The organism is Luteipulveratus mongoliensis (genome assembly GCF_001190945.1).
Classification (GTDB): Bacteria; Actinomycetota; Actinomycetes; order Actinomycetales; family Dermatophilaceae; genus Luteipulveratus; species Luteipulveratus mongoliensis.
The window spans coordinates 5,253,882-5,280,853 of sequence record NZ_CP011112.1; the positions used below are offsets into that span (position 1 = coordinate 5,253,882).

The 26,972-nt window shown below is 67.8% G+C and carries 24 protein-coding genes; 12 read left to right on the top strand and 12 right to left on the bottom strand.

All coding sequences use genetic code 11. The features are described from left to right. The first annotated feature begins 66 nt into the window (after nucleotides 1-66). A complete protein-coding gene (locus VV02_RS25010) occupies nucleotides 67-426 on the top strand; it encodes a DUF427 domain-containing protein (protein ID WP_052596091.1) in 360 nt (119 codons plus the stop codon). A 25-nt stretch (nucleotides 427-451) separates the two neighbouring features. Here the strand turns inward: VV02_RS25010 and VV02_RS25015 are convergent, their stop codons facing one another. Together VV02_RS25015 and VV02_RS25020 are read right to left on the bottom strand one after the other, a co-directional pair. Then, a complete protein-coding gene (locus VV02_RS25015; RefSeq protein ID WP_052596093.1) occupies nucleotides 452-1,711 on the bottom strand; it encodes an SPFH domain-containing protein in 1,260 nt (419 codons plus the stop codon). Further along, nucleotides 1,704-2,141: an NfeD family protein gene (locus VV02_RS25020; RefSeq protein WP_052596095.1), complete on the bottom strand. Its 438-nt coding sequence runs from the start codon at nucleotides 2,139-2,141 to the stop codon at nucleotides 1,704-1,706. The genes VV02_RS25015 and VV02_RS25020 overlap by 8 nt, the downstream gene beginning before the upstream one ends. Before the next feature lie 79 nt (nucleotides 2,142-2,220). On the opposite strand from VV02_RS25020, the gene VV02_RS25025 reads away from it, so the two are divergent. After that, complete coding sequence (locus VV02_RS25025) at nucleotides 2,221-4,077, top strand: NHL domain-containing thioredoxin family protein (protein ID WP_425412291.1); 1,857 nt, start codon at nucleotides 2,221-2,223, stop codon at nucleotides 4,075-4,077. 221 nt (nucleotides 4,078-4,298) lie between these two features. Here VV02_RS25025 and VV02_RS25030 read toward each other — a convergent pair whose 3' ends face one another. Both VV02_RS25030 and VV02_RS25035 read right to left on the bottom strand, forming a co-directional pair. Next, nucleotides 4,299-5,111, bottom strand: a complete 813-nt coding sequence (locus VV02_RS25030; protein WP_052596097.1) for a carbon-nitrogen family hydrolase — start codon at nucleotides 5,109-5,111, stop codon at nucleotides 4,299-4,301. A gap of 2 nt (nucleotides 5,112-5,113) precedes the next feature. After that, nucleotides 5,114-7,117 carry a bifunctional copper resistance protein CopD/cytochrome c oxidase assembly protein gene (locus VV02_RS25035; RefSeq protein ID WP_245633186.1) on the bottom strand — a complete coding sequence of 668 codons (2,004 nt, stop codon included), beginning with the start codon at nucleotides 7,115-7,117 and terminating at the stop codon, nucleotides 5,114-5,116. A gap of 94 nt (nucleotides 7,118-7,211) precedes the next feature. On the opposite strand from VV02_RS25035, the gene VV02_RS25040 reads away from it, so the two are divergent. Beyond that, nucleotides 7,212-8,072 (top strand): maleylpyruvate isomerase family mycothiol-dependent enzyme, encoded by an 861-nt coding sequence (locus VV02_RS25040; RefSeq protein ID WP_052596099.1) that lies wholly within the window; start codon nucleotides 7,212-7,214, stop codon nucleotides 8,070-8,072. A 7-nt stretch (nucleotides 8,073-8,079) separates the two neighbouring features. On the opposite strand, the gene VV02_RS25045 is transcribed toward VV02_RS25040, so the two are convergent. Beyond that, complete coding sequence (locus VV02_RS25045) at nucleotides 8,080-8,649, bottom strand: dihydrofolate reductase family protein (protein ID WP_052596101.1); 570 nt, start codon at nucleotides 8,647-8,649, stop codon at nucleotides 8,080-8,082. 195 nt (nucleotides 8,650-8,844) lie between these two features. Between VV02_RS25045 and VV02_RS25050 the strand changes: the two genes are divergently transcribed. Further along, nucleotides 8,845-9,342: a MarR family winged helix-turn-helix transcriptional regulator gene (locus VV02_RS25050; RefSeq protein WP_052596103.1), complete on the top strand. Its 498-nt coding sequence runs from the start codon at nucleotides 8,845-8,847 to the stop codon at nucleotides 9,340-9,342. Continuing rightward, a complete protein-coding gene (locus tag VV02_RS25055) occupies nucleotides 9,339-11,147 on the top strand; it encodes an MDR family MFS transporter (protein WP_083450420.1) in 1,809 nt (602 codons plus the stop codon). Before VV02_RS25050 ends, VV02_RS25055 begins: the two co-directional genes overlap by 4 nt. Before the next feature lie 59 nt (nucleotides 11,148-11,206). Here the strand turns inward: VV02_RS25055 and VV02_RS25060 are convergent, their stop codons facing one another. Further along, a complete protein-coding gene (locus VV02_RS25060; protein ID WP_052596105.1) occupies nucleotides 11,207-12,970 on the bottom strand; it encodes a hypothetical protein in 1,764 nt (587 codons plus the stop codon). Nucleotides 12,971-13,161: 191 nt separating this feature from the next. Between VV02_RS25060 and VV02_RS25065 the strand changes: the two genes are divergently transcribed. Beyond that, entirely contained in the window at nucleotides 13,162-13,755 is a 594-nt protein-coding gene (locus VV02_RS25065) for a hypothetical protein (RefSeq protein ID WP_052596107.1), read from the top strand. A gap of 57 nt (nucleotides 13,756-13,812) precedes the next feature. On the opposite strand, the gene VV02_RS25070 is transcribed toward VV02_RS25065, so the two are convergent. Continuing rightward, nucleotides 13,813-14,733: an SGNH/GDSL hydrolase family protein gene (locus VV02_RS25070; protein WP_245633236.1), complete on the bottom strand. Its 921-nt coding sequence runs from the start codon at nucleotides 14,731-14,733 to the stop codon at nucleotides 13,813-13,815. A 5-nt stretch (nucleotides 14,734-14,738) separates the two neighbouring features. Then, entirely contained in the window at nucleotides 14,739-15,191 is a 453-nt protein-coding gene (locus VV02_RS25075; RefSeq protein ID WP_052596110.1) for a winged helix-turn-helix transcriptional regulator, read from the bottom strand. Between the two features lie 112 nt (nucleotides 15,192-15,303). On the opposite strand from VV02_RS25075, the gene VV02_RS25080 reads away from it, so the two are divergent. The 3 genes from VV02_RS25080 to VV02_RS25090 all read left to right on the top strand — a co-directional run bounded on the left by VV02_RS25080 (nucleotide 15,304) and on the right by VV02_RS25090 (nucleotide 17,832). Beyond that, nucleotides 15,304-15,687 (top strand): TIGR03618 family F420-dependent PPOX class oxidoreductase, encoded by a 384-nt coding sequence (locus VV02_RS25080; RefSeq protein WP_052596112.1) that lies wholly within the window; start codon nucleotides 15,304-15,306, stop codon nucleotides 15,685-15,687. Nucleotides 15,688-15,726: 39 nt separating this feature from the next. Next, a complete protein-coding gene (locus tag VV02_RS25085) occupies nucleotides 15,727-16,251 on the top strand; it encodes a pyridoxamine 5'-phosphate oxidase family protein (RefSeq protein ID WP_052596114.1) in 525 nt (174 codons plus the stop codon). 66 nt (nucleotides 16,252-16,317) lie between these two features. Continuing rightward, the gene (locus VV02_RS25090) at nucleotides 16,318-17,832 is read left to right on the top strand and encodes an SDR family NAD(P)-dependent oxidoreductase (RefSeq protein ID WP_052597550.1); all 1,515 of its coding nucleotides are present in this window, start codon (nucleotides 16,318-16,320) and stop codon (nucleotides 17,830-17,832) included. A 4-nt stretch (nucleotides 17,833-17,836) separates the two neighbouring features. Here VV02_RS25090 and VV02_RS25095 read toward each other — a convergent pair whose 3' ends face one another. Next, on the bottom strand, nucleotides 17,837-18,388 hold the full coding sequence (locus VV02_RS25095) for a Uma2 family endonuclease (RefSeq protein ID WP_052596115.1): 552 nt from the start codon (nucleotides 18,386-18,388) through the stop codon (nucleotides 17,837-17,839). Nucleotides 18,389-18,628: 240 nt separating this feature from the next. On the opposite strand from VV02_RS25095, the gene VV02_RS25100 reads away from it, so the two are divergent. After that, nucleotides 18,629-20,173: a carboxylesterase/lipase family protein gene (locus VV02_RS25100; RefSeq protein WP_169787755.1), complete on the top strand. Its 1,545-nt coding sequence runs from the start codon at nucleotides 18,629-18,631 to the stop codon at nucleotides 20,171-20,173. A gap of 198 nt (nucleotides 20,174-20,371) precedes the next feature. Continuing rightward, complete coding sequence (locus tag VV02_RS25105) at nucleotides 20,372-21,487, top strand: integrase core domain-containing protein (protein WP_169787648.1); 1,116 nt, start codon at nucleotides 20,372-20,374, stop codon at nucleotides 21,485-21,487. 79 nt (nucleotides 21,488-21,566) lie between these two features. On the opposite strand, the gene VV02_RS25110 is transcribed toward VV02_RS25105, so the two are convergent. The 3 genes from VV02_RS25110 to pdhA are packed head-to-tail and all read right to left on the bottom strand — an operon-like array spanning nucleotide 21,567 to nucleotide 25,268. Continuing rightward, on the bottom strand, nucleotides 21,567-23,036 hold the full coding sequence (locus VV02_RS25110) for a dihydrolipoamide acetyltransferase family protein (RefSeq protein ID WP_052596120.1): 1,470 nt from the start codon (nucleotides 23,034-23,036) through the stop codon (nucleotides 21,567-21,569). A gap of 25 nt (nucleotides 23,037-23,061) precedes the next feature. Next, the gene (locus tag VV02_RS25115) at nucleotides 23,062-24,051 is read right to left on the bottom strand and encodes an alpha-ketoacid dehydrogenase subunit beta (protein ID WP_052596122.1); all 990 of its coding nucleotides are present in this window, start codon (nucleotides 24,049-24,051) and stop codon (nucleotides 23,062-23,064) included. Then, nucleotides 24,051-25,268: a pyruvate dehydrogenase (acetyl-transferring) E1 component subunit alpha gene (gene pdhA / locus VV02_RS25120; RefSeq protein WP_052597551.1), complete on the bottom strand. Its 1,218-nt coding sequence runs from the start codon at nucleotides 25,266-25,268 to the stop codon at nucleotides 24,051-24,053. Before pdhA ends, VV02_RS25115 begins: the two co-directional genes overlap by 1 nt. A gap of 337 nt (nucleotides 25,269-25,605) precedes the next feature. Here pdhA and VV02_RS25125 point away from each other — a divergent pair, with 337 nt between their 5' ends. After that, nucleotides 25,606-26,853 carry a hypothetical protein gene (locus tag VV02_RS25125; RefSeq protein WP_052596123.1) on the top strand — a complete coding sequence of 416 codons (1,248 nt, stop codon included), beginning with the start codon at nucleotides 25,606-25,608 and terminating at the stop codon, nucleotides 26,851-26,853. Nucleotides 26,854-26,972: the final 119 nt, after the last annotated feature.

Consider the following 26,972-nt stretch of genomic DNA (forward strand, 5'->3'; position numbering starts at 1 on the left):
CCGGAATCAGGGCGGCGGGTCCGGGGTTGTCGAGGAGGACGTCCCTACCGATCAGAGGAGCTCGTGATGCCTGAGACCAAAACGACCCATAGCGTCAGTGTGGAGCAGGGCACAGCGCACGTGACCGTCGTGATCGACGGCGTGACCGTCGCGGACAGCACTCGACCCCTCCTCGTGCACGAGACGGGCTACCCCGTCCGCTACTACCTGCCGCCGGAAGACGTCCGGCTCGACACGTTCCGAGCAACGCAGACACACACGACCTGCCCCTACAAGGGTGAGGCGTCGTACTGGACCTTCTCCGACGACGAGGGCAACGAGCGCGCCGACGTCGCGTGGGCGTACCCCGAGCCACTCGAGGCCGTCGCTCCGATCAAGGACCACATCTCGTTCTACGACACCGTCGCCGAGGTACGCGTCAGCTGACCTGCCGTACGACCGCCGGTCGCCGTCAGGACGACGTCTCGTCCTCGGGCGATGCTCCGGTCGCAGGAGGTTCCGGGGTGGGCTGCGGCGTCGCGGCCGGCGGTGACGCAAGCGTGAGCGGCGGCTCGGCGCCGGGATCGGCCATCGGCCGAGGGCGCGGTGCGGTGAGTGGAGCCTCATCGACGGGCATCTGCGCCGCGGCCTCGGCCTTGCGGACAGCGTCCAGCGCGGCATCCGCCGTCGTCGATGCGAACCAGTCCTTCACGTCCTCATCGACATCGCCCGGCTTGGGAGCGTCGGCGTCGGGTTCGCCTGCCTCGTAACGGAATACGCCGTCGTCGCCCTTCTTGCCGAATGCCTGAGCCATCTCCTGCAGCGACTTGCCGAAGTCGTTCGGGATCATCCACACCTTGTTGGCATCGCCGCGAGCCATGGTCGGCAAGGTCTGGAGGTACTGGTAGGCGAGCAGCTCGGGTGTGGGCTTGCCCTGCTTGATCGCGGCGAAGGTCTTCTCGATCGCCTTGGCCTGGCCCTGAGCCCGCAAGAACTGGGATGCGCGCTCACCCTCGGCCCGCAGGATCGCCGACTGCCGCTCGCCCTCGGCGGTCAGGATCGCCGCCTGCTTCGCGCCTTCGGCTGTCAGCACGGCGGCCTGCTTCTGGCCCTCGGCGGTCTTGATGGCCGATTCCCGCGCGCCCTCTGCGGTCAGGATCACCGCGCGCTTGTCACGGTCGGCGCGCATCTGCTTCTCCATCGAGTCCTGGATGGAGGGCGGCGGGTCGATGGCCTTGAGCTCGACGCGAGCCACGCGGATTCCCCACTTGCCGGTCGCCTCGTCGAGGACGCCGCGCAGCTGGGTGTTGATCGCGTCGCGGCTGGTGAGGGCCTGCTCAAGGTTCATGCCACCGACGACGTTGCGCAGGGTGGTGGTCGTGAGCTGCTCGACCGCGACGATGTAGTTGGCGATCTCGTAGACCGCGGCCTTGGGGTCGGTGACCTGGAAGTAGACGACCGTGTCGATCGAGACCGTCAGGTTGTCCTCGGTGATGACCGGCTGCGGCGGGAACGACACGACCTGCTCGCGCAGATCGACGCGCGCACGGATGCGGTCGATGAACGGGACGAGCCAGGTGACGCCGGCCTCCGTCGTACGGTTGTAACGACCCAGCCGCTCGATCACGGCGGCTTGGGCCTGCGGGATGACCTTGATCGCCTGGATGACCGCGATGACCACCAGGAGGGCCAGGACCCCCATCGCAATGAGACCTACTGGGACGTCATCCATGGAATTCCCCTGTCACATAGACGGTTGCGCCACGGATCTCGGTGACCGTGACCTCTGTGCCGACCTCGATCGGCGGCTCACCTTCGACTGTGCGGGCCGACCACACCTCACCGCGGACCTTCACCTCGCCGGCGTTCTCGTTCACGACGACCAGCACGGTCGCCGGCGCACCGAGGACGCGACGCATTCCGACGTCTGGCGGCTCGAGCCGGTTGAGGTGACGCAGGAGCGGCGGTCGGACCACCACGACCAGCAGCACGCTGATCAGCGCGAACACGATGAACGGCAGCCAGTGGTTGTCCGGCAGGGCCGCCGCTGTAGCAGCTCCGCCGAGCGCGCCGCCCGCAAGCATCAGCAGCACGAACTCGGCGCCCAGCAGCTCCGCAGCTGCCAGGCCGAGCGCCGCGATGAACCACAGCAAGGCCGACATGATTCGACACTACGCCGCGCGCCTGTCGTGAGCCTGGACGTCGCGCTCCGGAAGCAATCGGCACGCCGCCGGGTTGGCTATGGGTGTGAGCGACACGATCCGTAGCCGAGTCCGCGTACGCGCCCCTCGCCTGGAGGGGCGCGGCTGGCTCAACACCGGCGGCCGCGACGTCAGCCTCGAAGACCTGCGCGGCAAGGTCGTGGTGCTCGACTTCTGGACGTTCTGCTGCGTCAACTGCCTGCACGTCCTCGATGAGCTGCGGCCGTTGGAGGAGAAGTACGCCGACCAGCTGGTGCTCATCGGTGTGCACTCGCCGAAGTTCGAGCACGAGGCCGACCCGGACGCGCTCGTCGCCGCGGTCGAGCGGTACGCCGTCCATCACCCGGTCCTCGACGACCCGTCCCTGAAGACCTGGCAGGCGTACACCGCCCGCGCCTGGCCGACGCTCGTCGTCATCGATCCCGAGGGTTACGTGGTCGCGCAGATGTCCGGCGAGGGCCACGCGCACGGGCTGTCCGTGCTGGTCGAGGAGCTGTTGGCCGAGCACGATGCGAAGGGCACCTTGCGAGCCGGGGACGGGCCGTACGTCGCGCCCCCGCCTCCCTCGAGTGCGCTCCGGTTCCCGGGCAAGTTGGTAGCCGTGGGTGACGGGTCCGTGCTGGTGTCCGACACTGCGCACCATCAGGTGGTGCACCTCGAGGAGGACCTGTCGACGGTGCGGGCGCGCTACGGCGGGCCTGAGGTTTTCAACGAGCCGCAGGGGTTGCTCGTCCTGCCGACTGACGTCGCCGAACGGCTCGGCTACGACGTCGTCGTCGCTGACAGCGTCAACCACCAGATCAAGGGAATCCGCCTGGCGGACGGTGCAATTCGCGCACTTGCCGGCACCGGTCAGCAGCTGCGAGAGCGGTCCGGGAGCGGGCCGGCGCTGAAGCAAGACCTCTCGACGCCGTGGGACGTCGCGTGGTGGATCGACCGCGTCGTCATCGCCATGGCGGGCACCCATCAGCTGTGGGCGCTGCACCTCGCGCCCGACTCGGCTGACAGCACGGTCGCGGTCCTGGCTGGTACGTCCGCTGAGGGCATTCGCGACGGCGCCGCCGATGAGGCCTGGTTTGCTCAGCCGTCGGGGCTGACCGCTTCCGCAGATGGGCAGCGGGTCTGGGTCGCCGACTCTGAGACGTCGGCCCTGCGGTCGATCACCTTGACGGACAACGGTTTTGAGGTCACCACCCACGTTGGTCAGGGGCTCTTCGACTTCGGTCACGTGGACGGGCTTTCCTCGAAGGCGCTGCTCCAGCATCCGCTCGGCGTCACCGAGCTGCCGGACGGGTCCGTCGCGATCAGTGACACCTACAACGGCGCAATCCGCCGCTTCGACCCTCACACCGGAGAGGTGACCACGCTGGCGACGGACCTGGCCGAGCCGAGCGACGCCCTGGCGATCGACGACTCAACCGACGAAGGGGTACACCTAGCCGTCGTGGAATCGGCTGCACACCGGATCACGCGCGTCGCCGTGCCCGCTGATGCGCAGCAGGTCGACGGGCAGGCGCACCAGATGCAACGTCCGCCCACCGCGCTCGCGAACGGCGCCGTGGATCTGGTGGTCGCGTTCGAGCCGCCGACGGGACAGAAGCTCGACAAGCGGTGGGGCGACCCGACGCAGCTGATGGTGTCGTCCACGCCTGAGTCGCTGATCCGCGAAGGCGCAGGCACCGCAACGGGACTCACGCGCACGCTCGACCTGGATCCGGCCGTCGAGTCAGGCACGCTGCACATCTCGGTGCGAGCCGCTGCGTGCGATGGCGATCCAGTGACGGGTGAGGTGCCCGAGCACGCCGCCTGTCATCTGTACCAGCAGGACTGGGGCATTCCGGTCGCGCTGAAGGACGACGCTCCAACCGAGCTCAGACTCGACCTCCGCGGCGTCTGACTCACCTCGCCGGTCGAGTAGGCGAGCCCCAAGGGCGAGCCGTATCGAGACCAGCTGCGCGCGGGCACCTGGTCTCGATACGCCTCCGCTAGCGCTCCGGCTACTCGACCAGCGGTGGGTCGGGCGTGTCGCGGTCAGGTCGCAAGGGGTCTGTGGAGAAGTACAACCTTGTTGCGGATATCTACAACGAGGTTGTACATGTCCCCGATACCCCACCGCCCTCAGCGAGACGACCGCTGGTTGAGGCGGCGGTCGGCGAGGACGGGGAAGGTCTCGCGCGCGTCAGCCACCAGCCGGTCGGGGATGTCGACGGACAGCACCTCCTGGCCCTCGCCGGCTTCGGCCAAGTTCTCGCCGCCCGGTCCGATGACGGCGCTGTGGCCGCCCATCTCGGTACGCGCATGCGTACCAGCTGTGTTGCACGCGATCACCAGCGCCTGGTCCTCGATCGCACGCGCTCGCAGCAGCAGCCGCCAGTGCTCCACCCGAGCCATCGGCCACGCGGCTGGGATCACGAATGCCGTTGCGCCCTGGTCGATCTGGGCACGGTAGAGCTCCGGGAACCGCAGGTCGTAGCACGTCGAAAGAGCAGCCCGAGACCCGTCGGGCAGATCGATCAGCGCGAGGTCCGCGCCGGCCTCCATGAGCTTCGGCTCACCACCCGCGAAGCCAAAACGATGAATCTTGCGGTACGTCGTCACCAGCTCACCCTGGGCGTCGAACACCAAAGAGGTGTTCCAGAGATCCTTGCCTTCCGGACCGGTCTCCCCCGAAGGTCGCTCGACGATCGAGCCGCCGTGCAGGACGGCACCGATCTCAGCCGCGACCTGCGAAAGCGCTTGTGCCACAGCGCCGTTCGTGGTCTGCGCCTTCTCCGACCACGCGCGGTAGTCGAACCCGCCCATCGGCCACAGTTCGGGCAGCACCACGAGGTCGTGGCCCGCCTGCTCGCGCACGAGTCCGACGACGCGGGAGGTGCGCTCCTCGACCGACTCGGAGTCGTCGTACGACAGCTGGATCAACGCAACACGCATGGTCACTCCTTGGGCTGAGTCCGTCGGGCTTGAGAGGCGAGGTACTCGTTGTACGCCTTGAGCTCGGCGTCGTCGTCACGATCAGCTTGTCGTGCCTGACGTTTGCCCTCGGCCGTGTCCTGCCGCAACCAGTCTGCCGTCACCAGCAACGCGAGGATCAGGGTCGGCAGCTCACCGGTGCCCCAGGCGACACCGCCGGCGGCGCGCTGGTCCTCGAGGGGGTCCGGCACCCACGGCAGCTGGAGGGCGGTGAAGAAGTCAGGCGCCAGCAGACCCGTGCCGGTCATCAGCGCGACGCCGAAGAACGCGTGCGCCGCGACCGTGATCAGCAGCACCAGCAAGCGAATGGGCGCAGGCCACTTGCGCGGTCCGGGGTCGATCCCGACCAGCACCCACGCGAACAGATAGCCGGTCAGCAGGAAGTGCACGATCATCAGCACGTGGCCGGTGTGCGTCTCCAACGCCCTGCCGAACAGCGGCGAGTAGTAGAAGACGATGAGGCTGGCGAAGAACAGCACCGCGGCTACGACGGGGTTGCCCAGCGCGCTGAGCACCCGCGAATGGACGGCTGCCAGCAGCAGCTCGCGCGGGCCCAGCGTCGAGTCCTTGCGGATCGGCAGCGCACGCAGAGCAAGAGTGACCGGAGCGCCCAGCACCAACAGCATCGGCACGATCATCGAGATGGCCATGTGCTCGACCATGTGCACCGAGAACATCACGTGCCCGTAGATGCCCACGGCGCTGTCGACGGCGTACAGGAAGATCAGCCAGCCGAGCACCCAGGTGATGACGCGCTGGATCGGCCAGGCGTCGCCACGCTTGCGCAACCGCCAGACCCAGGACAGGTAGAGCCCGATCGCCACGACGGCGACAGACGTGAACAGCCACTCGGTGCGCCACATCGTCCAGAAGGCCGACGGCTCGAAGTCGGGCGGCGTCGGATAGCCCGTGCGTTGCAGAGCCGGATCGGCCGACTGCACGAGCTCGTTGACCGGCGGCTGGGATCGTGAGAGCGCCGCGCCGAGGCCGATCGCGGCGCCCATGAGGCCGACCTCGACGCTCGCGAGGCGGGCGAACAGGGCCTTGGACGGCACGTCGGCCGGCTGCGCGTGCAACCGCGCGACGACCCGCTCGCGCTGCAGGTAGCCGAACCCGCCGAGCACGACGAGCAGTGCGCTCTTGAGGATGACGAGCGCGCCGTACTCGGTGGTCAGCCCGTCCCAGCCACCCAGTCGGATGGCCGCGTTGAGGATGCCGGAGAGCGCCACCATGACGTAGCACCAGATGGCCACGCGTGAGTAGCGCTGAACGGTGATCGCGGCGGCCTTGCCGAGGCGCGGCCACATCACCAGGAGCGCGAGCAGCCCACCGACCCAGACGGTCACGCCGACCAGGTGCACGGCGAGCGAGTTGACCGCCGCGTCGTGGCTGCTGCTGCCGGCCGAGTGACCGGCGAGGGCGAGCGGGAGCATCGCGAAGACCGCCAGGCCGAACAGCCACGCCTGGGTGTTGCGGGTGCGATCCACCACTGCGACAAGGCCGACCACGAGCGCGATGACGGCAGAGACGGCCGGCGCCCGCAGCACCTCCAGGTCCCAGGTGCCGGTCCACGCCGCCGACCAGAAGCCGGACGAGCCGATCGAGGTGCCGGCGATGTCGGCGTACACGAGCACGCACCCGAGGACCGCCGCGCACCCCCAGGTGAGTCCGGCGTACGCCGCCATCCGGCCCGCGCGCTCCCGGCGGTGGGTGGACGCGGCCTCGGGCATGAGGAGGCCGCCGTGCAGCAGGCTGCCGATGGTGAGCGCCGCGGCGCCGTCCTGGACGACGCGGACGATGGGCAGAGCCCAGCGGACGAACACGCCGGGGTCGCTCAGCTCCAGGGCATTGGTCGCGCCGGTGATCGTGACTCCGACGTACGCGCCGATCACTCCGCACGCGAGCGCGGCAGCGATCCAGCGAGGCTGAAGCCGAGATCTCGGCGCGGTGCTGCTCTCACTGCTCACCCCGACACCCTAAGGACGTTCCCTGTTCGTCCGCCCATGGGCCGTGATTGCTGGTTCGGCAGGCGGGTGTCAGTGGTCTCAGTAGAGTCGAGACATGGCCACGCATCCCCCTCCACCGGAGCAGCTTTCGGAGCTGGTGGAGGCATACGCACAGACCGCCCAGGCAGTGCTCGACCTCGCTGCGACGTGCTCAGAGGAGGACTTCGCGCAGCCGTCCTCATGTCCTGGCTGGACCGTCAAGGACCACGTCTCACACGTCTCCGGCCTGGAGTCCGCGCTTGACGGACAGGTCGATCCGGACGTCGAGGTGCCCGACTATCCCTGGCTCCGGCACGACATGGGTCGCCACATGGAGCAGGCCGTCGAGGTACGCCGCCTGTGGAGTGGCGAGGAGGTCGTCGCCGAGCTGAAGCGCGTCATCCCGCGGCGGCTGGAGTTCCTGCACTCCAGCGGACTGTCGCTGGACTCGGTCATCCCGGGGCCGTTCGCCCCGATGCCGGCCTCGGTCATGCTGCCGATCCGCATCATCGACATCTGGTGCCACGAGCAGGACCTCCGGCAGGCGCTCGACCGCCCCGGCAACCTTGACTCACCCGGCGCCGCGCTGTTCGTGACGCGCGTGATGGCGGCGCTGCCGGGACGCGCGGTCGACGAGGCCGGCGTACCCGTCGGAGCCGCCGTGATCCTCGAGTCGACAGGGCCGGTCACCGCACGCGAGGGCATCCGCGTGGTCGAGAACGAGGACGGTACGCCTGCGGCCGAGCCACTCTTCGCCGGCGGCTCGGGCGACGGCGTGAGTCACGTCGGCGAGCAGGTCACCACGATCCGGATGTCCACTGAGGCGCTGACGCGTCGTGGCGCCGGACGGATCGCAACGGACGACCTGCACTACACCGCCGAGGGCGACGAGCAGCTCGCTCACCGGCTGCTCGACGCCCTCGCGATCACACCATGAGCTGCCGCTACTTCGTGATCTCGTAGCGCAGCAGCAGGACGCCGTCCTTCGAGGGAGTCGCTTCGAGCAGCTTCAGGTCGTTGCGGTCCTCGAAGACGCGCGTTCCCTTGCCACGTGATGCCGGGGTGACGAGCAGGTTGACCTCGTCGACGAGGCCGGCCTCCAACAGGGAGCGCATCAGCGTGAGGCTCCCCCACAGCCAGATGTCTTTGCCGTCCTGCTCCTTGAGCTCCCGGATCGTGGCGGCAGCGTCGGGCGTCACGGTCGCGGCGGGGAAGTCACCCCAGGGCGCCTCCTCCAGCTTCGACGAGGCGACGAACTTGGTGAGCTTGTTGAGCCTCGCACCGTACTCGCCCTGGTCCTCGGCCTGCGGCCAGTAGTCCTTGGACTGGGCGTAGGTGTTCGCGCCAAGAATCAACGTGTCGACCGAGCCGACGACGCGCATGATGCTGTTCTGGAAAGGGTCGTCTGTGACGGCGTCATCGAACGGTGCTCCGGACACAAAGCTGAGTCCGCCGTCCTCCTCCGCGGCGATGTTGTCGACGGTGACCCACTGCTGGACGATGAGCTTTCGCATGTCGGAATCTCCTGTTTCGTGGTGTGACTGCTGTCGTGGCTGACCCTGGGACGGAGCCGCCCGACAGATCTCGACATCGGTGGCGCGGTGATTTTGAGCGACCTGCGCGCAATGCCCCTCGACGCGCCCCGCCTTGCCAGCGCCCAGCGCCCGGGTACATAGTTGTGTGACGCAATCAACTTGGTGGAGGGGTGAATGGCGGCCGACCTGGACAGCGCCGATGAGATCGCGACGGACATGGTCCACGTGATCAAGGCGATGGCCACCCTCCGGCAGCACCCGAGCAGCGGCCTGCTGGGGGTGGAGCGATCGGCGTACCCCGTGCTCTTCACCCTCACCCAGGACTCCATGCGGGTGTCCACGCTCGCCGAGCACGTGGGCAACGACGTCTCCACCGTCAGCCGCCAGGTGTCCGGCCTGGTCGACGCGGACCTGGTCGAACGGCTGCCCGATCCTGACGATCGCCGGGCCCATCTCGTCGGACTCACTGAGCAAGGTCACGAGGTCGTACGCCAGGCCCGCGCCCGCCGCGCCGAGTGGTTCCAGCGGCTGCTCGAGGACTGGAGTCCCGACGAAGTTGCGGCGCTCCGTACGTCCCTCAACCACTTGCGTACGACCGCTCAGGACCACCGCCGTCGGCTCGACGAGCCAACGGCCAGCCCCGCCCCTACGACGATCAAGGAGACCCCGTGACCACGGCCTCGCCCGAGAGCGCAACGCCGTCCGGTGAGCTCAGCCACCGCCAGATCCTCACCATCCTCATCGGACTGATGATGGGGATGTTCCTCGCTGCGCTCGACCAGACCATTGTCGGTACGGCGATCCGGACCATCTCCGATGACCTGCACGGCCTCAAGCTGCAGGCCTGGGTGACGACGGCGTACCTCATCACCTCAACGATCACGACCCCGATCTACGGCAAGCTCGGCGACCTCTACGGCCGCAAAAAGCTGTTCCTCTTCGCGATCACGGTCTTCATCATCGGCTCCGCGCTGTGCTCGTTCGCCTCGTCGATGTACATGCTCGCGGCCTTCCGCGCGGTGCAGGGCCTCGGTGCCGGCGGCCTGATGACGTTGGTACTGGCCATCATTGGCGACCTGGTGCCTCCACGAGAGCGCGCTCGTTACACCGGCTACTTCATGGCGGTGTTCGGCACGAGCAGCGTGCTCGGGCCGGTCGTCGGCGGCTTCTTCGCACAGGCTGACTCGATCTTCGCGATCGCCGGCTGGCGCTGGGTCTTCCTCGTCAACGTGCCGCTCGGCATCCTCGCGCTCTTCGTCGTCAACCACACGCTGCACCTGGAGCACACTCGCCGAGACGCCCGGATCGACTGGTGGGGCGCGGTCTGCCTGGTCGTCGGCCTCGTGCCGTTGCTGACCGTGGCCGAGCAAGGTCGCGAGTGGGGCTGGGGCTCGGGCCGTTCGGTCGCGGCTTACGTCATCGGCGCGATCGGCATCGTCGCGTTCATCCTGGTCGAGCGCGCGATGGGTGCGGATGCGTTGATTCCGTTGCGGATCTTCAAGATTCGAGCAGCGTCCGTCACGATCGTGGCGAGTGTGATCGTCGGTATGGCGATGTTCGGCGGCATCGTCGTCCTCCCGCAGTACATGCAGATCGTGCACGGTGCGTCGCCGATGAAGTCCGGTTTCATGATGCTGCCGATGGTGGCCGGGCTGATGATCGCCGGCATCATCGCGGGACAGTTCTCCAGTCGGACCGGCCGGATCCGAGGGCTGCCGATCCTCGGAACAGCAATCGGCACAGTCGGACTCGTGCTGCTGTGGCTCTTCGTCGGCGCCGACACCAACCTGGCGCTCGTGATGACGTTCATGTTCATACTCGGGTTCGGCCTCGGCAACTGCATGCAGCCACTGACGATGATCGTGCAGAACGCGGTGCCCCCGCAGGAGATCGGCGTTGCGACCAGCGCCGCGACGTTCTTCCGGCAGACGGGCGGCACGCTCGGTGTCGCGATCTTCCTGTCCATCCTGTTCAGCACGGTGGGCGACAACATCGGCACCGCTTTCAAGGAGGAGTCGACGACCGCGGCGTTCCGCCAGGCGGCGAGCGACCCTGCGGTGCTTGCGAATCCGCTCAACAAGGGAGTCATCGACGCACTCAGCGGGACGTCGAGCAGCCAGAGCGCACTCGGCGGTGTGCTCGACGACTCCTCGGTGATCAACAAGATGAACTCGGTCATCGCGCACCCGTTCAAGGTCGGGTTCGCCGACTCGATGGACCTGGTGTTCTTGTGTGCCGCGTGCGTGATGCTGGTCGGCTTCCTCGTGCTGCTGCTCATGCCGCACGTCGAGCTGCGTTCGCAGTCGGCCAGCCAGGCCGTCCGCGAGGCCTCGGAGGAGCACCAGCGCGGGGTCAAGGACGACTTCGCGCTGATGGGCGCCGAGGTCAGCGCCGGGCATCTCCTCGATGAGCTGCCCGACGAGCGCAGCTCACACGAAGGCGACGCCGAGGACGACGACAGGCGGCCGCGCACCTGAGTCCCGTTGTCGGCCCAGCACGTCATGGCGGCGCTGACCCCAACTTTCGCCGGTTGGGGTCAGCGCTGGATCAGTACCTCGACGTCGACCGTCTGCGGGCCGATGACGAACGTGAAGGGAAGCACCGCGGTCGGGTGCGGCGGCACCGGGTGCCGGTTCCAGGCTTCGCCACGCACGCGATCGCGGATGATGACCTTGACGGCATCGGTCGGTGCGTTCCTGAGCCGACGGTGGTCGTCGTCTTGCGGAAGCCCTCCCCAGAGGACGTCGAAATAGACCTGGTGACCGTCGACCGTAAGTCCAGCGGTGACCGCCGAACCCAGGCTGAACCAGGCCAGGCGACCCGGCACTTCGACGGCGACCGCACGCCCCTGCAGACCCTCGCTAGCAATCCTCGATCGGACCGCCGTCGTGACGCGCGCCGCGCGATCGACATCGCCGTCGTAGTTGCCCATGGCCGCTCCCGACAGAAAGGAGGGCGACACGAGCATCAGGACGAGCGCGATGCCAACCCCCGCTGCCGCTGGGGCAACGGGCACGCCTCGCACCGACGCCGTCACGTAGCGGACACCCACGCGATAGAGCCACCATGCCACCAAGCCGGTGACCAGCAAGGCTGCGGCGATGGCGAACACGGAGTACGCGATCTGAAGCTCCTCCCTCACACTCGAGGCCATCCAGATCACCGGGAGGCTGCTCAGCAGCCCCAGTGCAACACCTGGGCGGACGGGCGCGAGTCGACAGCGCCGGACGTACGCCCGTGGCAGCACCAGCGTCAGCACCGCCAGCACCACGACCAGCACGCTCAGGCTTAGCTGCAGCGCACTGGCATGGGTGTACACATTGGTCACTGGATTGTCGGCCAAGGGTACAAAGCACGACAGCACGAACCCGAGCCCCAGCTCCAGCCCGACCTTGGGTTTGCCCTCGTCGCTGGTTCCCAGTGCAAGCAGCTCATGGACGTTGTTAGGCGTGATGACCATCGTCTCGATCAGGACAGGGAGCCAGCACAACACGACTACCGCACAGGTGATCCAGCCCCTGCGGCGCCAGGCCGCCTGCCGCGTTGAGGGCCGATAACCGGGAATCGGCCAGTACGCCTCCCGTTTGCGACGCCAGCGGACGAGGCCGATGACCGTGAGTGAAGCGGTCACCAGCCCGACGACGGGCAAGAAGAGGATGTGGCCCTGCGCCACGTAGCTCGCGCAGACGACGTACGGGACCATGGCGGTGAGCTGACCAAGAACGAGCCGCCACGCAAGGAACAGCACAGCGAGCAAACCGACCGTGGGCTGCCACACGTTCCAGGGCAGCACGATGTGTTCGCCGAACAACCGCTCCATCGCGAGGACGACCGTCGCCGCAACGACGGCTGCGCCCCATCCCGCTGCTCGGTGGGCCGCAACGATCGCAGTCGCTGCGAAGCCGGCCGTCACCAGCAGAGACGTCACCAAGAGCGACCCGAGCCACCAGCCCGTGAGGGCGAAGAGAGGCGCGAGGACGTAGAACTGCATGGGCCCGGGGTGATGCGCCGCGACCCCCGGCGCGCTCAGTCCGCTCGTGGAGCGCATACCGCTCAACGGCGGGTGACTGCTCCAGACGTCGCGCGCACGGACCGCCATGATCGCTTCGTCGCCTTGCGGGAGCCAGCCGTCCAGCAGGAACCGGGCGGTGAAGAACACCAACGGTGCCGTCACCAGCGCGACCAGGAGCCAGACCCGGATCGGCACGCCCCGCCAGCTCCGAGTGCTCAACTCGACCCACCTGGGCCGACGATCGGCCAGGCGAGCGGCACCGGCAGGCGCGGTCAGCTCACGGGTCATGCGTCCCCCTCATTCCCAGGAGGACTCCCCATCCTCGCGCTGATAGAACCACGCAGGCCCGCCCCGAGGTAGCAGAACGCCGATCAAGAATCGGCAAAGTTGCCGCGTGACTCATCCCATATTGAAGGTTCAACGAACTCGCAGTTAGGTTCGCCTTCACCATCGTGAGGTTTGCCTTACTCAGGAGAGTCATGACCAACACCCAGGTCGACGAGACCACGCTCAGCCCGGCCGCAACCAAGGTCCCGGGGCGCGCCCTACCCTTCGCCTCCGCCCAGTTCTGGGTCTGGCCGGCGCTGCGCATCGCCGTCGGACTGGTCTTTCTGTGGACCTTCCTCGACAAGCTGCTAGCGCTCGGGTACTCCACCGGACGCAACCCCGAGACCGATGTCGTCGACCGCTTCGGGCCGAAGGCCTGGATCCACGGCAACTCTCCGACCAAGGGCTTCCTGTCCCAGGGCACGGACAGCCCGTTCTCGTCGGCCTACGAGTCGATGGCCGGGGTCTCGATCTTCGACTGGCTGTTCATGCTCGGCATGGGTGGCGTCGGCGTCGCGGTCATCCTCGGCGTCGCCACCCGAATCGCCACGATCTCCGGCGTGCTGCTGATGCTCAGCCTGCGCCTCGCGCTCCTCGTGCCCGAGACCAACCCGATCGTCGATCAGCACGTCGTCTACGGCTTGCTCCTCGTCGGGCTCGCTGCCCTCCCGGCCGCGCGCCGCTTCAGCCTCGCCACCTGGTGGGACCGGCTGCCGATCGTGCAGCGCTTCGCGTTCCTGCGCTGACGACCCGACCCGAACGTCCTGGGCTCCGCGCGCTCGACCGCGCGATGTCCAGGACGTTCAACCGGTCTGTACGCGATCGCGCAGCATCCGGGCGACCGCCGCCTGCTCGCGGGCGAACGGATGCATCGTCGCCGCCTCCGCGTGGACGTCGGTGCCGTTGACCCACGGCTCGGCTGAGCAGATGCCGTGCCCGGCGGAGGCCGTCTGCACGTCGACGTACTCGACGCCGGCGTCGCGCGCGGCACCTTGGACCGCCCAGTTGAGTCGGCTGAACACTGCGGCCGTGTAGGCGTAGTCGCCGCGTGCCCACTTCAGCCGTTGCGGACAGAAGTCCGTCGCGGTCGAGAGCGCCGGATAGCCCACCGCGATGATGCGGGCCGACGGCGCCCGGGTCCGGATCGCGCGGATCAGGCCCGTGAGCCGGGTGCGCGTCCGACCGAGCGCGGCCAGCAGCCCATCTGACCCTCCGTCGCCGAACGCATCGCGACACGGGCTGCCCTGAGGGTCCTCCGCAGCGATGGCCGCACAACCGTTGACCATCCGCCCGAACACCCGCTCGTCGTTGGCGCCGAGCGAGATCGTGACGAGCGACGTGCCGGCCGTCACCGCATCGAGCTGCGGAGGGCGCCCGCCACGCGACCCGCTGGTGGCCTCGCTCGTCGTGGCTCCTGCACACGAGACGTCCACCAGCTCGTAGCCATCAACCAGCCGGCTCAGCTGCTTGGGGTAGTTGTTCGAGGACTGGCTGCACGGATCGCCACGCTTGACCTGCGGCACGCGGGACGCCGAGGTGTAGGAGTCTCCGATCGCGACGTAGCGCCGCCTGGCATCTGACGGGCCGGCCCCTCCGGCCCCGGCCCCGCCTCCGGCCCCGGCCCCGCCTGCGCCCCCGCCGTCGTCGTCGCACGCCGCCACCGCGAGCGCCAAGGTGGCCGCGAGAGCGGCGGCGAGCGATCGGCGTACGAACGGGTTGCGCATCAGGGTCACGGCGCGGAGCCCGGTCCTGGAAGGACGTCGACGTCGCCGGCGTGCATCGGCTCGCCACAGTGTGCGCAGCGCAGATCGACGTGGCTGATCTCGCCGCAGGCGTGGTGCCGGTAGAGCACAGGCGGTCCGGCTTCTCCGGCCAGCCACTTGTCGCCCCAGGCGATCATCACCATCAGCAGGTCGACCAGCTCTGTCCCCCGCTCGGTGAGGACGTACTCATAGCGGGGGCGGCGGTCGTACGGGCGGCGCTCGAGCACGTCGTGCTCGACCAGGTGGTTGAGGCGCTCCGTGAGCACCTTGCGAGAGATCCCAAGGTCCGCCTGGATCTGCTCGAACCGGTCGAGCCCGACGAACACGTCTCGCAGGATCAGCGGCGACCAGGGCTCTCCGATGACATCGAGTGTCCGCGCGATCGAGCACGCCATCTCACCGAAGTTGGTCCGCTGCATGGCTCGACTCTAACAAATGGGATTCCCTTAAGGAACTCGACGTGCTACGTTGGCGACGTTCCCTTAAGGAACTTCGATGTGACTGACCGACAACGCCCGCTAGGAGACCGACATGCTGGACAACGACGTACGACGCGCCATCACCGGAACCAACATGGCCCACCTCGCCACCGTCCTCCCCGATGGCTCACCGCACTCGATCCCGCTGTGGGTCGACACCGAGGGCGAGCGAATCGTCTTCCTGACCGGCCCGCAGTCACGCAAGGCGCGCAACCTGCAGCGCGACCCGCGAGTGGCGCTGTCCGTCGCGCCGGCCGACAACCCGTACGAGCCGGTCATCGTGCGCGGCCGGGTCGTCGAGTGGATCGAGGGCGACGCCGCCTGGGCGATCATCGACCGGATCGCGATGAAGTACATCGGGCAGCCCTACTCGCGCGAGCAGGACCGCGTCGTCGGTGTGATCGAGCCCGAGCGGCAGACCGTCGGCGTCCGCTGAGCCGGTCCGATGTCGGCGGCCACGCCTACGGTGTGACAGGTGAAGGAGACAGCGGAGGAGATCGCCGGCCTGCAGGACCTGCTCGACCGGTCGCACACGTCCTCGACCGGCCACCTCAAGAACATCATCAACGACGAGCGAGTGCTGACCGCGCAGGACATCGTCGCGCTGATGACGGGCATGAAGGTGCTCAGCGTCGCGACCGTCACGGCGTCAGGCGAGCCGCGGATCAGCGCGATGGACGGGCACTTCCTGCACGGCACCTGGTCGTTCGGCACCAGCGCGGGCTCGGCCAAGGGCCGGCATATGGCGGCTCGGCCGACGGTCAGCGTCGCGCACGTCGACGGCGAGGAGGTCGCGCTGTTCAGCCATGGCCGGGCCGAGGAGCTGCTGTCCTCGGACGAGGACTTCGAGGAGACCCTCGCGCACTGGACCGCGCACTACGGGAGCTCACCGCTGAGCTGGGGAGACGACGTACGGCTCTACCGCTATCAGCCGACGTGGATGGTCGGCTACGCCATGGATCGTGAGGCGTTGCTGCGCGGCCGCGGCATCTCCGCCTGAGGACCCGCCTGCGGGCACCGCGACTTCGTGTTCGGCGGCACGCGCTGCGCCAACTACGCTGCTGCGGTGCAACAGGACCAGCCGAACGACGACGACACCGCAGCGCGGTTCTCTCCCGAGGACATCGCGACGACCGTGCGCGTGCTCGCCGAGCTGGACAAGCTCCCTGAGGACCACCCGGACCATGTCACGGTCAAGCGGGCCGCGTCCGGCATGTACAAGCGGCTCAAGAAGGGCCGCCGCAGCGCCAAGACCTGGGCCGAGCGCAAGGCCGACCGCGCGGTCATCGAGTCGACGGCGACAGGTTCGCCGATGCGCATCGACGACGAGACCCGAGGCATCCCGCTGGTGTCCACCGCCAAGGGAGCCCACGCGGGCGAGCTGATCAACCCGCAGGGCTGCTACATCTGCAAGACCGACTACACGCTCGTCGACGCGTTCTACCACGGCCTCTGCCCGGACTGCGCAGCCTTCTCCCACGCCAAGCGCGACCAGCGCACCGACCTCACCGGCAAGCGCGCCCTGCTCACGGGTGGGCGCGCGAAGATCGGGATGTACATCGCGCTGCGGCTGCTGCGGGACGGCGCCCACACGACCATCACCACGCGCTTCCCCAAGGACGCGATGCGCCGCTTCGCATCCCTCGAGGACAGCGCCGACTGGATCGACCGGCTCAAGATCGTCGGCATCGACCTGCGCGACCCGACCCAGGTCGTCGCGCTCGCCGACGAGGTCACCGCCGCTGGGCCGCTGGACATCCTGATCAACAACGCGGCTCAGACCGTACGCCGGTCGCCGGGTTCCTACAGCCAGCTCGTCGAGCTCGAATCCGCCCCACTGCCAAGCGATCTCACGCTTCCGGAGATGGTGACGTTCGACCGGATCAGCGAGGCGCACCCGGCCGCGATCGCGGGCGCGCTCGAGGATCACGCGGTGGCTCATCACGAGGGCGAGTCGGTCGAGCACGCGCTCGCGCAGAACGCCGCCTCGATGACCGCGCTGGCGTTGTCCGCCGGCCACGCGAGTCTTGAGGCGCACCAGGCAGGTACGGCGATCGACGCGGGCGGCCTGCTGCCGGACCTGCAGCGCAACAACTCCTGGACCCAGAAGGTCGAGGAGGTCAACCCGTTGGAGCTGCTCGAGGTGCAGCTCTGCAACTCGACCGCGCCGTTCATCCTCGTCTCCCGGCTGCGCCCCGCCATGCGGGCCGCCGTGCAGCACGGCGCGAGGCGCGCGTACGTCGTCAACGTCTCGGCGATGGAGGGCCAGTTCTCCCGCCGATACAAGGGCGCCGGCCACCCGCACACCAACATGGCCAAGGCGGCGCTCAACATGCTGACGCGCACCAGCTCCGAGGAGATGTTCGAGTCCGATCGGATCCTGATGACCGCGGTCGACACCGGCTGGATCACCGACGAGCGGCCGCACGACGAAAAGCTGCGGCTCGCCGCCGAAGGCTGGCACGCGCCACTCGACCTGGTCGATGGTGCCGCCCGGGTCTATGACCCGATCGTGCGCGGCGAGGCCGGCGAGGATCTCTACGGCTGCTTCGTGAAGGACTTCAAGCCCAGCCCCTGGTGACGCCTCAGTCGCTCACCAGTGCGGACGGGGTGATCGTGACCGCGAATGGGAGAGTGGCCTCGAACGCCTCGTCGCCGCGGACGTGCGCCACCTCGACGTACTCACGGTCCTGGAGGTCCCAGGCGATCAACGACGGCTCGACCGGGTCGATCACCCAGTACGACGGGCACCCGGCTGCCTCGTAGCGCGCCTTCTTGAGGTTCAGGTCGATCAGGCGAGTGCTCGGCGACAGGATCTCCACCGCCAGGACCGGCGAGGCCGCAAGATAGCGCTCGGTCAGGTCAGAGCGACGGGCGACCAGCACGTCAGGCTGCAGCACGGTGTCCTCGGCGAGACGGACATCCAGCGGCGCGACGAACACCTCGAGCTCGTCGGGGCACTCTGCATGGAGCGCGAGCCACAGCTGGGTCACCCCGCGCTGGTGGCGCCAGTGGGGCGCCGGCGTCACGACGAGCGCACCATCGATGAGCTCGTAGCGGTGACCGTCATCGGGGCGATCCTCCAGATCGCGCCAGGTGAGCGGTCGGCTCTGCGGCATGGTCGTCACAGCCACCATCGTGCCTCCTTCGCGTCATGCCGCCAAGGTTTGCGGCGGGCCGACGACTGCGCGACTCGGTGTCGGACCCTGTGGACAGGGACCGCGATCGCGCTGCAGGTGTGGACGACGTCGCTCAACGCTGGACGTAGGCGCACCTCGACGTACGACGGACGACCGCAGCTCGCGATCGGCCGATGCTCGAAGCATCCCGATCAGCCGAGCCGGCAGGAGCCGTCCATCATGCTCAGCCTCACCCGTATGCGTCTCGCGTCCCTCGCCGGCGCAGCCCTCGTCGCGAGCACCGCCCCGCCTGCGTTGGCGTCCGCCGCTGCGGGGCAAGGAGATTCCCCACCCGTCGTACGCACCGCAAGCGGACTCGCCCGTGGCGAGAAGGTCAGCGGAACGAACCTGTTCGAGGGCCTCCCCTATGCGAAGCCACCCGTGGGCACGCTCCGCTGGCGCAGCCCGCGCCCGCCGGAACCCTGGGCCGGCACACGTGACGCCACCACCCCTGGCTCCCCCTGCGTACAGGCTGCCCCCACACCTGGGCAGACCACCGGTAGCGAGGACTGTCTCTATCTCAATGTTCAAGCGCCTCAACGGATCTCGGGATCTGCACCCGTCATCGTGTTCCTGCACGGCGGTGGCTTCACCAGTGGTTCAGGCGATGTGTACGACGGCACCCGGCTCACGCGTGAGGGCGCGGTCGTGGTGACCGTGAACTACCGACTCGGTGCGCTCGGCTTCCTCGATCACCGTGCGTCGCGTGACCCCGCGTCGGGCAACTTCGGGCTCGCCGACCAGGCAGCAGCGCTCCGCTGGGTGCGCGCCAACATCGGTCGATTCGGTGGCAACCCGCGCAATGTGACGCTGTGGGGACAGTCGGCAGGCGGGTTCAGTGTGTGCGCGCAGATCGCCTCACCGCTCGCACGCGGGCTGTTCGACAAAGCCATCGTGCAGAGTGCGCCCTGCGGCAACCCGGCCCTGACCCGACCGCAGGCCCGAGCACGCGCGGCGTCGGTCACTCAGGCGGTGGGCTGCGTGGATGCCCCAGATGCCTTGGCATGCCTGCGATCTCGGCCGGCCGCACAGATTGTCGTGAGTAGTCCCCCGAATCCACCGCTCGCCCGCCGTGGCGTCGATCGGACCTGGCTGCCGGTCGCAGGTACGCCCGTCCTGCCCGTCCAGCCGCTCACGGCCCTCCGCCACGGTGCGGCCGACCGCATCGCACTCATCCAGGGCGGCACACGTGAGGAGATGCGCGGCTTCGTTGCGGGTCGATACGGAGCAGATCCGCTCACGGCCGAGCAGTTCCCCGGCGCAGTGCGCGATCTGTACGGCGCGGAAGCGGCAGCCGTGCTGCGCCGCTACCGCCTGGAGGACTACCCCGCCCCGGGCGCTGCGCTCGCGGCCATCCTCACCGACGAGGGTCGGTTCATCGGCGCCTGCCAGCAGCTGCCTGCGAACGACGCGTCGCGCGGTCGGGTCTACGCCTACGAGTTCGCCCAGCCCTCGAGTCAGCCAGGCGGCGACTTCCCGCTCGGCGCCTTCCACACCTCGGACCTGCGCTACCTGCTCGACAGCCGCGGAGGGGCGTACCCGCAGCCGCCCCTGACGCCTGAGGAGGCGCCGCTCGGTGAGGAGATGGTGCGGCACTGGACCACGTTCGCCAGCACCGGTCGTCCTGGAGCCGGCTGGCCGGCGTACCGCCCCGGCAAGGCACTGTCACTGAGCATCGGCGAGACCAAGACCGTCGACATCGCCGCCGAGCACCATTGCGACTTCTGGCGATCCGTGGGTTAGGGACAGCAGAAGGTCCTGGTCACCGTGCGCTCGAGCGCACTGTCAAGGCTCAGGACATCGGTAACACTCTTTCGGTCCAGGACATCGGTGACGGTGTCCTGGACCGGATGATGAGTTATGGGTAGAAGTGATGCTGAGCCGATCGGTCCTGAAGTAGCGGCGGCGGTAGCTGCGAAGCATCGAGGCGACTGTGTGAACGTGGCGGCATTTTGTGCCCAGCAGGGCCTGTCGCGTAAGTCGTTCTACAAGTACTTGGCCCGGTTTGCCGCTTCAGGAGTGTCGGGCTTCTACCCCGATTCGCGCCGCCCGCACGCCTGTCCGACAGCCGTCTCGTCCGTTGTCGAGGACCTGATTGTGTTGGCCCGCAAGCGTTTAGAGGATCAGGGCTGGGACGCCGGAGCGAACTCGATCGTGTACTGGCTGCTGGATCACCCCGCTGAGTGGCCGGTCACGATGCACGGTGTCCCATCGCGGTCGACGATCAACCGAGTCCTTAAGCGTCGCGGTCTGCTGGTCCTGGTGCCACGGCGGGCTCCCAGCCGGCATCGGCGTCGGTTCGAGGCCGCCCACCCCAACACCCGTTGGCAGATGGACGGATTCGAGTACACCCTGGCCTCCGGAGCCATCGTTGTCGTGCTGCACCTCGTGGATGACTGCTCACGGATGGACCTGGCTTGCCACGCCGCTCGCAGCGAGAACTCCCAGGACGTGTGGGCGGCATTCGCCGGCGCAGTCCAGAGGTACGGGCTGCCAGCACAGCTGCTCACCGACAACGGCACCGCGTTCTCAGGTCGCCGTCGAGGCTGGACATCGACCCTGGAAACGAACGCCAATGTCCTCGGCGTGCACCACTTCACCTCCTCGGTCGGACACCCGCAAACCTGCGGCAAGGTCGAACGAGCCCATCAGACCTGCTTGAAATGGCTCCGCAAACGCCCGCCTGCCCAGGACCTCGCACAGTTGCAAGACCTGCTGGATCGCTACCGCGAGCACTACAACCATCGGCGGCGTCACCAACATCTCGATGGCCTGACACCAGCCCAGCGCTACGAGCTAGGTCCCAAAGACCAGCCCGGGCCAGCCACGACTGCACCGGTCTATGTAACCCGCCGCATCGTGGCCAAGAACGGCTCCATCGGGATCGAAGGCGTCCTGGTCGGCGTCAGCAAGAAAGTCGCCTCGCAGGAGGTCCTCGTGATCCACCGCGGACGCCACCTGGCCATCTTCATCGGCAACAACCTCATACGCGAGATCACCCTCACTGTCGCCAAAGGTGGCTACCAACGAATCGCCAAAGCGTCACCGAAGTCCTGAACCGCAAACTGTCACCGATGTCCTGAGACATCACAGTGCGCTCGAGCGCACGGTGACCAGGACCCTGTCGTGCCAGTGCTCAGCCCCAGACGAGTCCGCGGCTCGGGTCCTCAAGGATCGCGGCCACATCGGCCAGGAACCGCGAGCCGAGCTCGCCATCGATCAACCGGTGGTCGAACGACACCGCCAGCTGGGTGACGTGCCGCGGGACGATCGCGTCGTTGCCGTCCGCGTCGGTCACCACCCACGGCTGCTTGCGGATCGCGCCGAAGCAGACGATCGCCGACTCGCCCGGGTTGATGATCGGGGTGCCGGTGTCGACGCCGAAGACGCCCACGTTGGTGATCGTGATGGTGCCGCCGGACATCTCGGCCGGCTGCGTACGACCCTCCCGGGCCGTGGCGATCAGCCCACCGAGCGCGGCGGCCAGGCCGCGCAGGTCGAGTGACTGGGCTTCCTTGATGTTGGGCACCAGCAGCCCACGCGGCGTGGCCGCCGCGATGCCGAGGTTGACGTAGCTCTTCTGGACGATCTCCTGCGCCGCCTCGTCCCAGGTCGCGTTGATACCCGGGTTGCGCCGGATCGCGACGCACAGCGCCTTGGCCAGCACCAGCAGCGGCGTGACCTTCACGTCGCGGAACTCGCGATCAGCCTTGAGCCTCTCGACGAGCTCCACCGTGCGCGTGACGTCGACGGTGATGAACTCCGTCACGTGCGGCGCCGTGAACGCCGAGCCGACCATCGCCTGCGCCGTCATCTTGCGCACGCCCTTGACCGGGATCCGCGTCTCCCGCTCCCCGGCCACCATGCCGTACGCCGGTGGCGCACCTTGTGCCGTCGGCGTCACCTCGGGCACGCCACCAGCAATGAAGGCCTCGACGTCCGCGCGCGACACGACACCGTCCTCGCGCGTCGGAATCACCTGGGACAGATCAATCCCGTTGTCCTTGGCGAACTTCCGCACCGGAGGCTTAGCCAGCACCTTGGTCTCGATACGGCTCGCGCCAGGGCGCTCGCCTACTCGACCAGCGGTGGCGGCCGGAGAAGTGACGTCCGGGAGAGGCGCAGGCAGGGGGGCCTGCGGAGCGGACTGGATGGGCCTGGCGGGAGGCGGAGCTTGCGAGGCCGGATGGTCGGTCCGCGCAGCAGGCCCCCCTGCCGGAGCCGGACTCGAACCAGCAGCCTTACGTGCTCGACGGCTAGTCGTACCGGCGGATGGCCCGTACCCGACGAGGTTGGCAACCCGCTCACCTTCATCTTCAGACGAAGCCGCGGGCGCTACCAACGGGGCCGAATCTTCTTCAGCACCAACCACATCCACCGTGACAATGGGAGCACCCACATCAACCGTGGTGCCCTCGGCGACCAGGATCTCAACGACCGTGCCCTCCCAGGGGATGGGCAGCTCGACGAGCGATTTGGCGGTCTCGATCTCGACCACGATGTCGTTGGTCTTGACGGTGTCGCCCGCCTTGACCTTCCAGGTGACGATCTCCGCCTCGACCAGACCCTCACCGGGATCGGGGAGGTTGAACTGCTTCACAGCCATGAAACCCGTTCTCCTTGCTCGCGGCTCAGTACGCCAGGGACTTGTCGACGGCGTCCAGGACACGATCGAGGTTGGGGAGGAACTCCTCCTCGAAACGGCTGGGCGGGTAGGGGATGTTGTAGCCGCCGACGCGCAGCACCGGCGCCTCCAGGTGATAGAAGCACTCCTGCTGGATGAACGACGCGACCTCGGAGCCCATGGCCAGGAACGTTGACGCCTCGTGCACGACGACGATGCGACCGGTCCGCTTGGCAGCCTCCGCGATCGCACCGGTGTCGAGCGGGGAGAGCGAGCGCAGGTCGAGGACGTGCAGCGAGATGCCTTCTGCTGCAGCGGCTTCCGCGGCTTGCAGGCACGTCTTGACCATCGGACCGTAGGTGACGAGCGTGACGTCGGTGCCCTCACGGCGTACGGCCGCTTGGTGCAGTCCGAGCGGCGCGCCGACGGTCTCGTCGAGGTCGACCTCGGCGCGCTCGTGGTAGCGACGCTTGGGCTCGTAGAACACGACCGGGTCATCGGAGGCGATGGCCTGCTGCATCATCCAGTACGCGTCAGCCGGGTCCGCGCACGTGACGACTCGCAGGCCGGCCGTGTGGGCGAAGTAGGCCTCGTTGGACTCGGAGTGGTGCTCGACCGCGCCGATGCCGCCGCCGTAGGGGATGCGGATGACCATCGGCAGACGCAGCGCACCCAGCGAGCGGGCGTGCATCTTGGCGACCTGGCTGATGATCTGGTCGAACGCCGGGTAGACGAACCCGTCGAACTGGATCTCGACCACGGGCCGGTAGCCGCGCAGGCACAGGCCGATCGCGGTGCCGACGATGCCGGACTCCGCGAGCGGCGTGTCGATGACGCGGTCCTCGCCGAAGTCCTTCTGAAGGCCTTCGGTGATGCGGAAGACGCCGCCGAGCTTGCCGACGTCCTCACCCATCAGGACCACCTTGGGGTCCGCCTCCATCGCGGCGCGGAGGCCGGAGTTGAGACCCTTGGCGAGCGTGAGCTTCTGGGCGGCCATCAGTGACCCGCTCCCTCGAACGATGCGTGGTAGGAGACGAATTCGGCCTTCTCAGCGGCCACGACCGGGTGCTCGTCGACATAGATGTCGTCGAACATCGTCGGCAGCTCGGGGTCGGGCATCTCCTGGCAGGCCTTGCGGATGCGCGCGGCCAGCTCATCGGCTTCGGCGTCGACGCCGTCGAAGAACTCCTGGTCGGCGTAGCCCTTGGTCTCCAGGAAACCGCGCATTCGCTTGATCGGGTCCTTCTCACGCCAGATGTCGACCTCGGCCGCGACGCGGTACTTGGTCGGGTCATCGGAGGTGGTGTGGGCACCCATCCGATAGGTGAACGCCTCGATCAGCGTCGGGCCCTGCCCGGACCGGGCGGCGTCCAGCGCAACCTTCGCGACGGCGTACGTCGCGAGCACGTCGTTGCCATCGACCCGGACACCCGGGAAGCCGAAGCCGCGGGCGCGCAAGTAGGGCGGGATGCGGAACTGCTTGTAGTTGGGCTCGGAGATCGCCCACTGGTTGTTCTGCACGAAGAACACGACGGGCGCGTTGGCGACGCCGGCGAAGACCAGCGCCTCGTTGTAGTCGCCCTGTGCCGTGCCGCCGTCGCCGGTGAACGCCATGACGGCGGTGTCGCGGGACTCATCGCCCGTGCCGACCGCGCCGTCGCGCTGCACGCCCATGGCGTAGCCGGTCGCGTGCAGCATCTGGTTGCCGATGACGATCGTGTAGAGGTGGAAGTTGTTCTCGTTGGAGTCCCAGCCACCGTTGTTGACTCCGCGGAACATGCCGAGGAGGTTTTCGGGCGGGACGCCCTTGCACCAGGCGACGCCGTGCTCCCGATAGCCCGGGAAGGCGTAGTCCTGCTTGCGCATCGCGCGGCCGGCGCCGACCTGAGCGGCTTCCTGGCCGAGGAGCGAGGGCCACAGCCCCAACTCACCTTGGCGCTGCAGCGCGTGGCCTTCGGCGTCCACCCGTCGCACGAGCACGAGGTCGCGATACATCGCGCGCCCGTCCTCGGGGGTGAGCGCCTCGACGATCGCGGCGTAAGGGGCATTGGTCTCGTTGGTCGCCAGACGGTTGCCCTCGGCATCGAGGAACTGGACCATGTCGGGTCCGCCGTCGGTGATGTCATGCTCTCCGGGAGGGGTCACCACGTTCTCATGGTGTCGCACCACGCCTTCGGGATGCACGTCGGTCACTGCGTCTCCTTCTCTTGCCATCGACACGGTGTGGTCGACGGTTCGCGTCCCCCGCACAGCCGGGGTCTCCGGCGTACGACGGTCGGCGTCACGTCGTTGTGGCGCCGCTCACAGTCCTGTGCTTCGCAGGCTACCTGCGCCCCTCGCAGTCTCACCAATCGGGACGGACGGGCGGTCGTACGCCGGTGCGCGCCGAAATCTTTCGCCGGCGGCCCGCGAAACGAAAATTCAAGGCTTGGTCAACAAAAGGGCAGGCTTACCTGATTTGTCTCTTGATACCGAGTGGTCGTGCTCAGAATGCGACCAACGGCCGCATTCGGGGATTCGGTGGGCGGCCGTTCACCAAGGAGGAAATCTTTTGAAGAAGACCCTTGCCTGGTCAGTGACGACCGTCGCTGCCCTCGCCCTGTCAGTCGGTACGGCTCTGCCCAGTCAGGCATCGCCCGGCCCGTCGAGCCCGTCCGCCAAGTACCTCAACGCCAAGTCCAACGTCTCCGCCAAGGACCAGGCCACGATCGACCGGATCATGAAGCGCCTCCCGGCCAACTGGGAGACGCGTCGCGACAACGTCCTCAAGAAGCACAACATCGAGGCGTCGCCGGTCCAGGACGTGCTGAAGGCCAAGGTTGCCAATGTCATCAACCCGGGCGACTACGAGTGCGGGCCGACCAAGCTCGACGCCTACGTCGACTCGATCCTTAAGGACGTCGACCCGGGCAACCTGTTCCTGCTGAGCATCCTCGGCGCCCTGGACTTCCCGACGTACGACTCGTTGATCTACGGCACGTCCAAGGGCGCTGACTACCAGCTCCCGGCGGCGTACAAGGCACCGCTGACCACGACGTTCGGCTACGCCCAGCGCTTCTGGGACGTCCGCCTCAACGACGTGCAGCTGATGGCGATGCACGGCTCGATGATCACCGACCCGGTCCGTGTCGCTCGGATGGTCACGTTGTTCTACGGCCTCGAGGGCCAGGACGCGATCGACATGGCCAACGACATCATCAGCGTCGTGAAGGGCGACGCGGGTCTGCAGAACGGTGAGAACCCGATCTTCACCCTCAACGCGTTCGCCTTCTCGGCCGTCGGCGAGACCGACCCGGTGTTCAAGAACCTGAAGGACAAGATGATCTTCGGCGACGGCATCCTCGCCGCGCTCAAGGGCATCGGCCTCAACCAGGTCGGTCCGAAGGCGGTTCTCGGTCACGAGATGTCGCACCACGTGCAGTACGAGGACAACCTGTTCGACTCCGACCTCACCGGCCCGGAGGCGACTCGTCGCACCGAGCTGATGGCGGATGCGTTCGGCACGTACTTCGTGACGCACAAGAAGGGCCTCGGCCTGGGACCGAACCAGGTCCTGCAGGCGCAGCAGTCCTTCTACGACGTGGGTGACTGCCAGTTCGACTCCAGCGGTCACCACGGCACGCCCAACCAGCGGCGCGCTGCGTCCGCGTGGGGTGCTGCGGTCGTCGCCGCGTCGAACAACCCCAACAAGGTGCTGCCGAGCATGTCGCTCGACAAGAAGTTCGAGAAGGTGCTGCCGCAGCTGGTCGCGCCGGACGCCCCGACCTCGGTCAAGGCGTACATGAGCGTCGCCAAGTAGGCACTCACACCGCACGCCACGGGGCGCCTGTCACCTTCGGGTGGCGGGCGCCTCGTCGTACGTCCCCCGCTTCCGGGCCGACAGTGCAAGCCGCGTCGCTTCCCGAGTTTCGGTAGCGA

Coding starts and splice junctions, on each gene's coding strand:
- VV02_RS25015 (WP_052596093.1), bottom strand. CDS start 1,711: ATGGATGACGTCCCAGTAGGTCTCATTGCGATGGGGGTCCTGGCCCTC.
- VV02_RS25075 (WP_052596110.1), bottom strand. CDS start 15,191: ATGCAGCGGACCAACTTCGGTGAGATGGCGTGCTCGATCGCGCGGACA.
- VV02_RS25020 (WP_052596095.1), bottom strand. CDS start 2,141: ATGTCGGCCTTGCTGTGGTTCATCGCGGCGCTCGGCCTGGCAGCTGCG.
- VV02_RS25060 (WP_052596105.1), bottom strand. CDS start 12,970: ATGACCCGTGAGCTGACCGCGCCTGCCGGTGCCGCTCGCCTGGCCGAT.
- VV02_RS25010 (WP_052596091.1), top strand. CDS start 67: ATGCCTGAGACCAAAACGACCCATAGCGTCAGTGTGGAGCAGGGCACA.
- VV02_RS25115 (WP_052596122.1), bottom strand. CDS start 24,051: ATGGCCGCCCAGAAGCTCACGCTCGCCAAGGGTCTCAACTCCGGCCTC.
- VV02_RS25100 (WP_169787755.1), top strand. CDS start 18,629: ATGCGTCTCGCGTCCCTCGCCGGCGCAGCCCTCGTCGCGAGCACCGCC.
- VV02_RS25095 (WP_052596115.1), bottom strand. CDS start 18,388: ATGGTGGCTGTGACGACCATGCCGCAGAGCCGACCGCTCACCTGGCGC.
- VV02_RS25070 (WP_245633236.1), bottom strand. CDS start 14,733: ATGCGCAACCCGTTCGTACGCCGATCGCTCGCCGCCGCTCTCGCGGCC.
- VV02_RS25040 (WP_052596099.1), top strand. CDS start 7,212: ATGGCCACGCATCCCCCTCCACCGGAGCAGCTTTCGGAGCTGGTGGAG.
- VV02_RS25080 (WP_052596112.1), top strand. CDS start 15,304: ATGCTGGACAACGACGTACGACGCGCCATCACCGGAACCAACATGGCC.
- VV02_RS25030 (WP_052596097.1), bottom strand. CDS start 5,111: ATGCGTGTTGCGTTGATCCAGCTGTCGTACGACGACTCCGAGTCGGTC.
- VV02_RS25025 (WP_425412291.1), top strand. CDS start 2,221: ATGGGTGTGAGCGACACGATCCGTAGCCGAGTCCGCGTACGCGCCCCT.
- VV02_RS25050 (WP_052596103.1), top strand. CDS start 8,845: ATGGCGGCCGACCTGGACAGCGCCGATGAGATCGCGACGGACATGGTC.
- VV02_RS25045 (WP_052596101.1), bottom strand. CDS start 8,649: ATGCGAAAGCTCATCGTCCAGCAGTGGGTCACCGTCGACAACATCGCC.
- VV02_RS25110 (WP_052596120.1), bottom strand. CDS start 23,036: ATGGCTGTGAAGCAGTTCAACCTCCCCGATCCCGGTGAGGGTCTGGTC.
- VV02_RS25065 (WP_052596107.1), top strand. CDS start 13,162: ATGACCAACACCCAGGTCGACGAGACCACGCTCAGCCCGGCCGCAACC.
- pdhA (WP_052597551.1), bottom strand. CDS start 25,268: ATGGCAAGAGAAGGAGACGCAGTGACCGACGTGCATCCCGAAGGCGTG.